Source organism: Kitasatospora sp. NPDC089797, from assembly GCF_040684795.1.
Taxonomy (GTDB): domain Bacteria; phylum Actinomycetota; class Actinomycetes; order Streptomycetales; family Streptomycetaceae; genus Kitasatospora.
The window spans coordinates 109,591-122,329 of sequence record NZ_JBFBGS010000024.1; the positions used below are offsets into that span (position 1 = coordinate 109,591).

Consider the following 12,739-nt stretch of genomic DNA (forward strand, 5'->3'; position numbering starts at 1 on the left):
ACTCTCGATTCGGTGACGGGCCGACCCGCGGTCGGCGGTGGGGAGTTCGGCGCGGGCCGGTCAGTCGCGGCGCGGGCCGGGCAGGTCGCGGGCGGTGCGCACCGGGCTCGCGAGCAGGAGCAGGCCGGCGGCCAGCAGCACCCCCGACATGATCCAGATGGTGGGCCGGGCCCCGAGGGCGTCGCCCAGGAAGCCGCCGAGCAGTGCGCCGACCGGGATCGCACCGTAGCCGATGGTCGAGGTGCTGGCCCGCACCCGGCCGAGCAGCGCGGGCGGCGTGTAGGTCTGCGAGAAGGTGCCCGAGATGACGTTGCCCGCGACCACCGCGCAGACGGCCGCGCCCCAGGCCAACGCGCCGACCGCGACCGGCAGTTGCCGACCGGAGAAGGGCAGCAGGAAGATCAGCGGGGCGACCGTCAGCAGGCACGCCAGCAGGCCGTGCGCGGTGCCCAGGCGGCGGGCGATCCGGGCCGCGACGGCCGCGCCGGCCAGCCCGCCGACGCTGACCACCGCGAACACGGCGCCGACCGCCCCGGCCGACAGGCCGACCTCGCGGACCAGGAAGACCGTCTGCACGGCCTGGATGCCGTTCAGGGCGAGGTTGGCCAGCATGCTGAAACCGGCGAGGGTGCGCAGGTAGCGGTCGCCCGCGACGAACCGCACCCCCTCGGCGATCTCCCGGCCGAGCGCGCGCCGCGCCGCCGGTGCGGGCGGCTCCTCCCGCACCTCCAGGCGGCTCAGGCAGAACAGCGAGACCAGGTAGGAGACCGAGTCCAGCAGCAGTCCGGTGGCGGCGCCGAAGGCCTGGGCGACCAGGCCGGCCACGCCGGGCCCGGCGACGTCGGCCGCCGCCTCGCCGCCGCGCAGCTTGCCGTTGGCCTCCATCAGGTCGGGGGCCTCCACCACGGAGGGCACCAGCGCGCCGTACGCGGTGGAGAAGAAGACCTTGGCCGCGCCGGACAGCAGGGCGACCAGCACCACCTGGGTGACCGTCAGCACGCCGAACCAGGCCGCCACCGGCACGCTGCCGAACAGCAGCGCGAGCGCCACGTCGCACACCAGCATCACCCGGCGGCGGGGCCAGCGGTCCACCCAGGCGCCGGCCGGCAGGCCGATCAGCAGCCAGGGCAGCCAGGCCGCCGCAGTGATCACGCCCATCGTCAGCGGGGAGGCGTCCAGGAGGACCACCGCGACCAGGGAGAGCGAGACATGGCCGACGGCGGTGCCCAGGCCGCTGGTGGTCTCCCCCCACCACAGCCTGCGGAAGCCGGGTTCGGCCCACAGGCCCCACCGGCCGCGGCCGCCTTCGGGTGCGGGTGCGCGTTCCGGTGCGGGTGCCGGTTCGGATGCGGTCTGCTCCGGCGTGGCCGCCGGTGCGCTGGTGGCGGTCATCGCCGCTCTCCCTCGATCGGAGTGGACATCGGGGTGGACACCGGGGCGTCCGGGGCGTCCGGGGCGCCGGGGGCGTCCGGGCCGGACAGCCGCTTGGCCACGGCCTCGGCGTACTCGGCGAGCGGACCCGGCCGGGTCAGCGCGCCGTGGGTGCAGGGGAGGCGCAGGTGGTCGAGCTGCCCGGTGACGTGCGAGCGCCAGGCGCTCTCGTACGGCCAGCCGGCCGGCTTGTCGAGGGTGGCGCCGACGAACAGCGCGTCGCCGTCGAAGACCCCGGGGGTGTGCGCCCGCAGCAGTGCCTGGTGGTCGGCGAAGACCCCGGGCAGCGCCGACGCGGCCGGGCCGAGCATCGCCGCCAGCGCCTCCTGGCCGGTGGCGTCCAGGCCGAGCGAGGCGAGCAGGTCCGCCCAGTCGTCCCGGGGCTCGGCCGGGTCGGGCTCGGCCAGCAGGCCCGCGATCTCCGCTGTCGGGTAGCCGTCGACCAGGGTCAGCGAGCCGACCTCCGCGCCCTCCGCCCGGAGCCGGACCGCCATCGCATGGGCGACGACCGCGCCGAAGGACCAGCCCAGCAGGTGGTACGGCCCGGACGGCTGGACGGCGCGGACCTCGCGCAGGTAGTGCGCGGCCATCGCCTCGACGCTGTCGGGGGTCGCGCCGCGCAGGCCGGGGGCCTGGAGGCCGTACACCGGGTGGGCGGCCTCCAGGTGGCGCAGCAGCCCGGAGTAGACCCAGCTGACGCCGGCGGCCGGGTGCACGCAGAACAGCGGGGCGGCGGCGCCGCCGGTGCGCAGCGGCAGCAGCACGTCGAGCGCGTCCTGCGGGTGTTCCGCGTCGGCTTCCAGCCGGGCGGCCAGTCCGGCCGGTGTGGGGCATTCGAAGAGCGTGCGGATGCCGAGGTCGGCGCCGAGCACCGCCCGCACCCGGCTGAGCAGCCTGGTCGCCAGCAGCGAGTGGCCGCCGAGGTCGAAGAAGCCGTCGTCGACCGAGACCGTGTCCAGTCCGAGGGCCTCGGCGAAGAGTCCGCAGAGCAGTTCCTCGCGCGGGGTGCGCGGCAGACGGCCGGCCGTGCTGCCGAACCGGGGCCGGGGCAGCGCCTTGCGGTCGAGCTTGCCGTTGGCGTTCAGCGGCAGCGCGTCGATCATCATCACGGTCGCCGGGACCATGTAGGCGGGCAGTTGCCCGGCGGCGAAGGCGCGGACCTCGCCGCCGTCGGCGCCGCCGGTCGCGTAGCCGACCAGCCGGTCCTGCTGGGCCACCACCACGGCCTGGGCGACCCCGGGGTGGCGGAGCAGCGCGGCCTCGACCTCGCCGAGTTCGATCCGGAAGCCGCGGATCTTCACCTGGTCGTCGGTGCGGCCCAGGTACTCCAGGACGCCGTCCTCCCGGCGGCGCACCAGGTCGCCGGTGCGGTACATCCGCTCACCGGCCGCGAACGGGCAGGCGACGAAGCGTTCCGCGGTCAGGGCCGGGCGGTTGAGGTAGCCCCGGGCCTGGCCGGTGCCGGCCACGTACAGCTCGCCCGGCACACCGACCGGGACGGGCTCCAGCCGGCCGTCCAGCACGTACACCCGGGTGTCGTCCAGCGGGGCACCGATCGGCACCCGGCCGGTGTCGAGGTCGGGGAGGGCGACGGCGTGCGCGGTGGCGGCCGTGGTGATCTCGGTCGGGCCGTACAGGTTGCGGACCGACAGCCGGGGGTTGCGCTCCAGCACCCGCCGCATCGTGGCGGCGGACGCGGTGTCACCGCCGGTGGCGAGGACCCGCAGGTCGGCGAAGGTCTCCGGCGCCTCCTCGGTGACCAGGTCGAACAGGCCCTTGGTGAGGAAGAGCGAGGTCACCCGGTGCCGTTGCACGGCGGCCCGCAGCCGGGCCGGGTCGAGGTCGCCGGGCGGGGCGACGACGACCGTGCCGCCCGACAGCAGCGGCACCCACAGCTCGTAGGTGGCCGCGTCGAAGGCGTGCGGCGAGTGCAGCAGCATCCGGTCGGGCCGCTCCCCGGACCAGCGGTGGTCGACGGCGAAGGCGGCCACGTCGTGGTGGGTGATCGCGACGCCCTTGGGCAGTCCGGTCGAGCCGGAGGTGTACATCACGTAGGCGAGCTGCTCCGGGTGCACCGACGGAAGGTCGGACGCACCCTCGGCGAGGGAGTCGGAGGGCCGGAGCACCCGCACGCCGGTGTCGAAGCCCAGCTCCGTACGGTCCGTCAGCAGCACCCCCGCACCGGTCTCGGCCAGCACCCAGGCCAACCGCTCCGGCGGCAGCGTCGCGTGCAGCGGCACGTACACCCCGCCCGCCCGCACGATCGCCAGCGTGGCCACCACCACGTCCACCGACCGCTCCAGCAGCATCGCCACCGGCGACTCCACCCCGACACCCGAGTCCACCAGCTGCCGGGCCAACCGCTCCGAGAGCCGGTCCAACTCCGCATAGGTGTAAGAGACTTCGTCCGACACCACGGCCACCGCCGCCGGCGTCCGGGCCACCTGCGCCGCGAACGCCACCGGCAACGACACCGCCGGCACCCCCCGCGAGGTGGCGTTCCACCCCACCAGCAACCGCTCCCGCTCCACCTCCCCCAGCAGGTCCACGGCACCGATCCGCACCCCCGGATCCGCCGCCACCTCCCCCAGCAGCCGCACCAGACCCGCCACCAACCGCTCCACCGTCGACCGGTCGAACAGGTCCACGGCGAAGTCCAGCGCGCCGTCGAGTCCGGCGGGGGCGCCCTCCTCGGTGAAGGACTCCGCCATGATCAGGTTGAGGTCGAACTTGGCGGAGCGGACGCCGAGCGGCTCGGGCACGGCGGTGAGTCCGGCGAGCCGCAGCTCGGCCTCCTCGTTGTTCTGCAGGGTCAGCATGACCTGGAACAGCGGGTGCCGGGTCATCGAGCGGGCCGGGTTGAGCTCCTCGACCAGCCGCTCGAAGGGCACGTCCTCATGGGAGTGGGCGTTCAGCTGCACCTCCCGCACCCGGGACAGCAGTTCGGCGAACCCGGGATCCCCCGAGGTGTCGGTGCGCAGCACCAGGGTGTTGACGAAGAACCCGACCAGGCCGTCCAGCGCCTCGTCGAACCGCCCCGCCGTCACCGACCCGATCGGCACGTCCGTCCCGGCCCCGAACCTGGTCAGCAGCGCGGCCAGCGCCGCCTGCAGCACCATGAACAGCGTCACCCGCTGCGAACGCGCCAACCCGGCCAGCGCCGCGTGCAGTTCGGCGTCCAGGGCGAGGGTGACGCGCTCGGCGCGCCGGTCCCCCGCGGTGGCGGGGCGCACCCGGGCGTAGGGCAGCTCCAGTTCCTCGGGGCTGCCGGCCAGGGTCTGCTTCCAGTGGGCGAGCTGGCGGGCGGCCAGGCTGTCCGGATCGTCCTCGGCGCCGAGCTGGTCGCGCTGCCAGAGCGCGTAGTCGGCGTACTGCACCGGCAGCGGCGCCCAGTCGGGTGCCTCCCCCGCGCAGCGGGCCGCGTAGGCGGCCGTGAGGTCGCGCAGCAGCGGCGCCATCGACCAGCCGTCGCCGGCGATGTGGTGCAGCACCACCAGCAGCACGTGCTCGCGCTCGCCGAGCTCGAACAGGGTGGCGCGCAGCGGCAGTTCACCGGCCAGGTCGAAGGGCCGCCAGGCGGCCGCGGCCAGCACCCCGGACAGGTCCGCGGCCAGGCACTCCAGCGCGTCGAGCCGCAGCCGGACGCCCTCGGCCGGGCGGACGTGCTGGCACGGCACTCCGTCGGTCTCGCCGACCACGGTGCGCAGGCTCTCGTGCCGGACCACCACGTCGGTGAGTGCGGCCCGCAGCGCCTCACGGTCGAGCCGGCCGTGCAGCCGCAGCGCGAACGGCAGGTTGTACTGGGCGCTCGGGCCCTGGATCCGGTCCAGCAGCCACATCCGCTGCTGGGCGAAGGAGAGCGGCAGGGTGTCCGGGCGCGGGCGGGCGGCGAGCGCGGTGCGGCCGCCGGCCGCGGTGTCCAGCCGGGCCGCGAGCTGGGCCACGGTCGGCGCGTCGAAGACCTCGCGCAGCTCCAGTTCCGCCCCGAGCACCGTCCGGATCCGGCTGATCAGCCGGGTGGCGAGCAGCGAGTGGCCGCCGAGGTCGAAGAAGCCGTCGTCGGCCGAGACCGCGGCCGGGTCCAGCCCGAGGACCTCCGCGAACAGCCCGCGGAGCAGTTCCTCCCGCAGGTCGCGCGGCGGCCGGCCGGCGCCCCGGGCGGGGAGCACGGGCCGCGGCAGCGCCCGGCGGTCGAGCTTGCCGTTCGGGGTCACCGGCAGCGCGTCGACGACCACCAGGGCGGCGGGCACCATGTACTCGGGCAGCCGGGCGGCCAGGTGGGCGCGCAGCGCGGCGGTGTCCACGGTGGTGTCCGCGGCGCCGTCCCCGCCGTCCGCGCCGTCCTGCGGCACCAGGTACCCGACCAGCCGCTGGTCCCCCGGGGTGTCCTCGCGCAGCACCACGACGGCGTGCGCGACCCTCGGGTGGCCGGCCAGGGTGTTCTCGATCTCGCCGAGTTCGACCCGCAGGCCGCGGATCTTCACCTGGTCGTCGGCGCGGCCGAGGAAGAGCAGCGCGCCGTCCCGGCCCCAGCGGGCGACGTCGCCGGTGCGGTACATCCGGCTGCCGGCCGGGCCGTACGGGTCGGCGACGAAGCGCTCGGCGGTCAGCCCGGGGCGGTTGAGGTAGCCGCGGGCCAGCTGGTCGCCCGCGAGGTAGAGGTCGCCGGGCACGCCCGGGGGCACCGGGCGCAGGTCCGCGTCCAGGACGAGGACCCGGGTGTTCCACACCGGCCGGCCGATCGGCACGTGCGGGTTGTCGGTGTCGTCCCGGCAGGGCCAGGCGGTGACGTCGACGGAGGCCTCGGTGGGCCCGTAGAGGTTGTGCAGCGGCACGTCGAGCAGGGCGAGGAAGCGGTCGCGCAGGTCGGCGGGCAGCGCCTCGCCGCTGCAGAACACCGCGCGCAGGCCGGTGCAGCCGGCCGCCGCGGGCTCCTGCACGAAGACCTGGAGCATCGACGGCACGAAGTGGGTGACGGTGATCCGCTCGCGCCGGATCAGCTCCGCGAGGTAGGCCGGGTCGCGGTGGCCGCCGGGGCGGGCGAGCACCATCGTGGCGCCCTCCAGCAGCGGCCAGAAGAACTCCCAGACGGAGACGTCGAAGCCGAACGGCGTCTTCTGGAGCACCCGGTCGGCCGCGGTGAGCCGGTACTCGTGCTGCATCCAGGCCAGCCGGTTGACGATGCCCAGGTGCGGCACGGCCACGCCCTTGGGCCGGCCGGTCGAGCCGGAGGTGTAGATCACGTACGCGGGGTGGGCGGGCAGCAGCGGGGCCGGGCGGTCCGCGTCGGTGACCGGCGCGGCGGAGTGGGCGGACAGGTCGAGGTCCTCGTAGCGCAGCACCCCGGCGGTGCCGGCCGGGACGGCGGCGCTGCTCGGCCCGGTGGTGAGCACCATGGCCGGGGCCGCGTCGGACAGCATGTGGCCGATCCGGTCGGCCGGGTACTCGGGGTCGACCGGCAGGTAGGCCGCGCCGGTCTTGAGGACGGCGAGCAGCGCGACCACCAGGCCGGGCGAGCGCTCCATGACCAGGGCGACGGTCCGCTCCGGGCCGGCGCCCAGGCCGAGCAGCAGCCGGGCCAGCCGGTTGGCGCGGGCGTCCAGTTCGGCGTAGTCGAGCCGCTCGTCGCCGCAGACCACGGCGGGGTGCCCGGGGGTGCGGGCGGCCTGCGCCGCGAGCAGGGCGGGCAGCGTGGCGGGGGCGACCGGGGCCGCGGTGTCGTTCCACTCCTCCAGCACGCGGCGGCGCTGGGCACCGTCGAGGATCTCGACGGTCGCCACCGGGCGCTCCGGGTCGTCGGCGACGCCGGCCAGCAGCCGCACCAGGGCGGCGGCGAGGCCTTCGGCGGTCTCCGGGTCGAACAGGTCGGCCGCGTACTCCAGGACTCCCCCGACCCCGGTCGGCCGTCCGTCGGCGCCGTGCCGCTCGGCCAGGTTGAGGGTCAGGTCGAAGGCCGTGGAGGAGAACTCGGTGGGCTCGAACTCCGCCGCCACGCCGGGGAATGCGAGGGCGGCGCCGGTGGTGTTGTCGAACGCCAGCATCGCCTGGAAGAGCGGGTGGCGGCCGCTCGCGCGGGCCGGGTTGAGCTCCTCGACCAGGCGCTCGAAGGGGACGTCCTGGTGGGCGTAGGCGGCCAGGCTGGCGGCCCGGACCCGGGCCAGCAGCTCCGCGAAACCGGGGCGGCCGGACAGGTCGACGCGCAGCACCAGGGTGTTGGCGAAGAAGCCGACCAGGCCGCCGAGGGCGGCGTCCGCGCGGCCCTCGACGGGTGCGCCGAGCGGGATGTCCTCACCGGCGCCGAAGCGGCCGAGCACCGCGGCGAACGCGGCCTGGAACAGCATGAACGGGGTGACGTGGTGGGCGCGCGCCAGCGCCGTCAGCCGCTCGTACAGCTCCGGGTCCAGCTCGACCGGCACGGTCCCGCCCCGGTAGGAGGCGACGGCGGGGTGCGGCCGGTCGGTGGGCAGCGCCAGTTCGTCCGGCAGACCGGCCAGGGCCTGCCTCCAGAAGCCGAGCTGACGGGAGAGCAGGCTGTCCGGGTCGGCGGCCTCGCCGAGCAGGTCGCGCTGCCAGAGGGTGTAGTCGGCGTACTGGACCGGCAGCGCGGCCCATCCGGGGGCGCCGCCGGCCAGCCGGGCCCGGTAGGCGGCGGCGAGGTCGTCGAAGAGCGGGCTCAGCGAGGCGCCGTCCCCGGCGATGTGGTGCACGACCAGGACCAGGACGTGGTCCTCGGCGCCGCGCGGGATCAGGTAGGCGTGCAGCGGCACGTCGGCGGCCAGGTCGAAGACGTGGCCAGCGGCCTCGGCGACGGTGCGGCCGCCGACGGTGAGCAGCGGACCGGCCGGGGCGTCCAGCACCTGCTGGTACGGCTCGCCGGCGACCGGGCGGAAGACGGTGCGCAGTGCCTCGTGGCGCAGCACCACGTCGTGCAGGGCGCGGTCGAGGGCGGCGGCGTCCAGCGGGCCGCGCAACCGCAGGGCCAGCGAGATGTTGTGCATCGGGCTGGGGCCCTCGAGCTGGCCGATGAACCAGAGCCGCTGCTGGGCGGAGGAGAGCGGCAGCCGCTCCGGGCGGTCGGCCCGGCGCAGGGCGGGGCGGGCCGTGGGGGTGGCGAGCCGCTCGGCGAGTTCGGCGACGGTGGGGGCCTGGAAGAGGTCCGGGATGGTCACCTCGGCGCCCAGCACGGTGCGGATCCTGGTGACCAGGCGGCTGGCCAGCAGGGAGTGGCCGCCGAGGACGAAGAAGTCGTCGTCGACGGTGATCGAGTCACGGCCGAAGACGCCGGCGAACAGCGAGCAGAGGATCTGTTCCTGCGGGGTGCGCGGGGCCCGGCCGCGGCCCTCGGCGGCCAGGTCCGGGGCGGGCAGCGCCCGGCGGTCGACCTTGCCGTTGGCGTTCAGCGGCAGGGCGTCGACCACCATGACGTGCGGGACCATGTAGCCGGGCAGCCGGTCCCCGGCGTGGGCGCGCAACTCGGCGGCGAGGTCCGGCCGTTGGCCGTCGGGGGTGCGCTGGTCGGGTGCGCAGTGGTCGGGGGTGCAGTAGGCGACCAGGCGCTTGTCGCCGTCCTCGGTGCGCACCACCACCACGACCTGGCCGACGCCGGGGTGGCGGCCGAGCACGGCCTCGATCTCGCCGAGTTCGATCCGGAAGCCGCGGATCTTCACCTGGTCGTCGGTGCGGCCCAGGTACTCCAGCAGGCCGTCCTCCCGGCGGCGCACCAGGTCGCCGGTGCGGTACATCCGCTCACCGGCCGCGAACGGGCAGGCGACGAAGCGTTCCGCGGTCAGGGCCGGGCGGTTGAGGTAGCCTCGGGCCTGGCCGGTGCCGGCCACGTACAGCTCGCCCGGCACACCGACCGGGACGGGCTCCAGCCGGCCGTCCAGCACGTACAGCCGGGTGTCGTCCAGCGGGGCACCGATCGGTACCCGGCCCGCGGTGTCGGCGGCGGTGATGTGGTGGAAGGCGGCGAAGGTGGTGGTCTCGGTGGGACCGTACCCGTTGCCGAGTGCCAGCTCCGGGCAGGCGTCGAGGACCCGGCGGACCATCGCCGGGGCGGCGGCGTCACCACCGGTGGTGACCGCGCGCAGCCCGGCGAAGGTCTCCGGCGCCTCCTCGGCGACCAGGTCGAACAGGCCCTTGGTGAGCCAGAGGGCGGTGACGCCGTGGCGCCCGACCACCGCGCGCAGCCGGGCCGGGTCGAGGTCGCCGGGCGGGGCGACGACGACCGTGCCGCCCGAGAGCAGCGGCACCCACAGCTCGTAGGTGGCCGCGTCGAAGGCGTGCGGGGAGTGCAGCAGGACGCGCCGGTGGTCTTCGGTCCAGCGGTGGTCGGTGGCGAGGGCGACGACGTCGTGGTGGGTGATCGCGACGCCCTTGGGCAGTCCGGTCGAGCCGGAGGTGTACATCACGTAGGCGAGCTGCTCCGGGTGCACCGACGGAAGGTCGGACGCACCCTCGGCGAGGACGTCGGAGGGCCGGACCACCCGCACGCCGGTGTCGAAGCCCAGCTCCGTACGGTCCGTCAGCAACACCCCCGCACCGGTCTCGGCCAGCACCCAGGCCAACCGCTCCGGCGGCAGCGTCGCGTGCAGCGGCACGTACACCCCGCCCGCCCGCACGATCGCCAGCGTGGCCACCACCACGTCCACCGACCGCTCCAGCAGCATCGCCACCGGCGACTCCACCCCGACACCCGAGTCCACCAGCTGCCGGGCCAACCGCTCCGACAGGGCGTCCAACTCCGCATAGGTGTAAGACACTTCGTCCGACACCACGGCCACCGCCGCCGGCGTCCGGGCCACCTGCGCCGCGAACGCCACCGGCAACGACACCGCCGGCACCCCCCGCGCGGTGGCATTCCACCCCACCAGCAACCGCTCCCGCTCCACCTCCCCCAGCAGGTCCACGGCACCGATCCGCACCCCCGGATCCGCCGCCACCTCCCCCAACAGCCGCACCAGACCCGCCACCAACCGCTCCACCGTCGACCGGTCGAACAGGTCGGAGGAGTACTCGACGGAGCCGGTGAGCCCGTTCGGGGCGCCGTCCGCCGTGAGGGCCTCGGTCATGCCGATGTTGAGGTCGAACTTGGCGACCCTGATCCCGAGCGGCTCGCCGTCCGCCGTCAGGCCGGGCAGGTCGAGGCGGGCCTCCTCGGTGTTCTGGAGGACGAACATCACCTGGAACAGCGGGTGCCGGGCCGTGGAGCGGGCCGGGTTGAGCTCCTCGACCAGCCGCTCGAAGGGCACGTCCTCATGGGAGTGGGCGTTCAGCTGCACCTCCCGGACCCGGGACAGCAGTTCGGCGAACCCTGGGTCCCCCGAGGTGTCGGTGCGCAGCACCAGGGTGTTGACGAAGAACCCGACCAGGTCGTCCAGCGCCTCGTCGGACCGCCCCGCCGTCACCGACCCGATCGGCACGTCCGTCCCGGCCCCGAACCTGGTCAGCAGCGCGGCCAGCGCCGCCTGCAGCACCATGAACAGCGTCACCCGCTGCGAACGCGCCAACCCGGCCAGCGCCGCGTGCAGTTCGGGTTCGATCCGGAACGCCAGCGCGTCGGCGCGGGCGCTCAGGGCGGGCGGCCGGGGGCGGTCGAAGGGCAGCGTCAGCTCCTCGGGGCCGCCGGCCAGGACCTCCTTCCAGTGGGCGAGCTGCCGCGACAGCAGGCTCCCGGGATCGGTGTCCTCGCCGAGGATGTCGCGCTGCCAGCGCGCGTAGTCGGCGTACTGCACCGGCAGCGGCTCCCAGCCGGGCGCCTCCCCCGCGCACCGGGCGGTGTACGCGGTGGCGAGGTCGCGCAGGAACGGGCCCTGCGACCAGCCGTCGCCGGCGATGTGGTGCAGCACCACCAGCAGCACGTGCTCGCGCCCGCCGAGCGCGAACAGGGTGATGCGGATGGGCAGTTCGCCGCTCAGGTCGAAGGCCCGGGCGGACGCCGCGTCGAGCAGGGCCGGGTAGCCGGCCGGGTCGGCGGTGCAGTCGACGATGTCGAAGGCGAGATCCGTGGCCGCGGTGGCGGCCGGTACCACCCGGGGCTCAGGGACCCCGGCGACGGCCGGGAAGACCGTCCGCAGGGCCTCGTGCCGGGTGACCACGTCCGCGGCCGCCGCCCGCAGTGCGTCCCGGTCCAGCGCGCCGTGCAGCCGCAGGGCGAACGGCAGGTTGTAGAGCGGGCCGGGCCCCTCGATCTGGTCGACCAGCCAGAGGCGCTGCTGCGCAAACGAAACCGGGATCACGGATCTGTCCTTACGTCACTGTGCGGGAGGGGTCACACCGGGAGGGCGGCGGACAGGGCGGTGGCGGGCAGGGCCGCCGGCGCGACACCGGGGCGGCAGGCGAGGAGGTCGACGGGCTCGCCCATCACGACGGCGATCCTGCGGTCGCCCGCGAAGGGGTCGCGGCCGTGCGAGGTCGAGACGTTGTCGACCAGCAGCAGGTCGCCCTGCTGCCACGGCTCCCGTACGGTGGCCTCCTCGTAGGCCCGGTTGATGCCCGCCACCTCGTCCTCGGTGAGCGGGACGCCGTCGCCGACACCGGTGTTGAAGGGCAGGCCGTCCGGGCCGAACTCCTCGGTGAGGGCCTCGCGGATGACCGGGTCCAGCGACCACTCGCTCCAGAAGGCCATGTGGTTGAACCAGACCTCCTCACCGGTGCCCGGGTGGACGACGGTGCCGGGGCGCAGCTGGCGGGTGCGCAGCCGGCCGTCCTCCAGCCACTCCCAGCCGATGTGGTTCTCGGCGCAGTAGGCCTCGACCGCGGCCGGGTCCTCGGTGGCGAAGGCGGTGCGCCAGTCCAGCGAGACGTACTCGGAGTAGGTGCGGGTGAGGGTCCAGCCGGTGGCGCGGACCCGCTCCAGGATCGAGGCCGGGAGGTTGGCCAGGACCTTGCGGCAGTCCGCGACCGGGGTGGCGCCGCCCTCGGCGGGGGCGGTCAGGCAGGCGAACAGCAGCATCCCCGGGAAGGTGAGGGTGTAGCTGTTCTCGTTGTGCATCCGGATCGCCTGGTTCGGCGGCAGGTCGGTGGAGGAGGCGACGCCGTTGCCGAAGTCGCTGCGCGGGGTGGCCTTCTCCCGGTACGGGGTGGGGTTGGGGAGCAGGACGTCGCGGACCGCGGCGACGTCCTCGCTGGTGGCGACCGGCAGGCCGCGCAGGAAGACCGCGCCGTGCTCGGCGAGGGCCTGCGCGATCTGCCGGTGGTGGCCGCGCAGCCAGTCGACGGCGGCGGTCATGTCGGCGATGCCGGGGATCCGGGTCAGCGCCGGGCGGCCCGGCTCGATCTCCCAGTGGAGTGTCTGCGCCATCGTCCC

General features: G+C 75.2%; 3 protein-coding genes. All 3 read right to left on the reverse strand.

Annotation, left to right across the window (positions count from 1 at the left end):
* Positions 1 to 60: 60 nt before the first annotated feature.
* The 3 genes from AB0O91_RS20830 to AB0O91_RS20840 are packed head-to-tail and all read right to left on the reverse strand — an operon-like array spanning position 61 to position 12,733.
* Complete coding sequence (locus tag AB0O91_RS20830; protein ID WP_363435217.1) at positions 61 to 1,392, reverse strand: MFS transporter; 1,332 nt, start codon at positions 1,390 to 1,392, stop codon at positions 61 to 63.
* Complete coding sequence (locus AB0O91_RS20835) at positions 1,389 to 11,669, reverse strand: amino acid adenylation domain-containing protein (RefSeq protein ID WP_363435220.1); 10,281 nt, start codon at positions 11,667 to 11,669, stop codon at positions 1,389 to 1,391. The genes AB0O91_RS20830 and AB0O91_RS20835 overlap by 4 nt, the downstream gene beginning before the upstream one ends.
* A 32-nt stretch (positions 11,670 to 11,701) precedes the next feature.
* Positions 11,702 to 12,733, reverse strand: a complete 1,032-nt coding sequence (locus AB0O91_RS20840) for a TauD/TfdA family dioxygenase (protein ID WP_363435222.1) — start codon at positions 12,731 to 12,733, stop codon at positions 11,702 to 11,704.
* Positions 12,734 to 12,739: the final 6 nt, after the last annotated feature.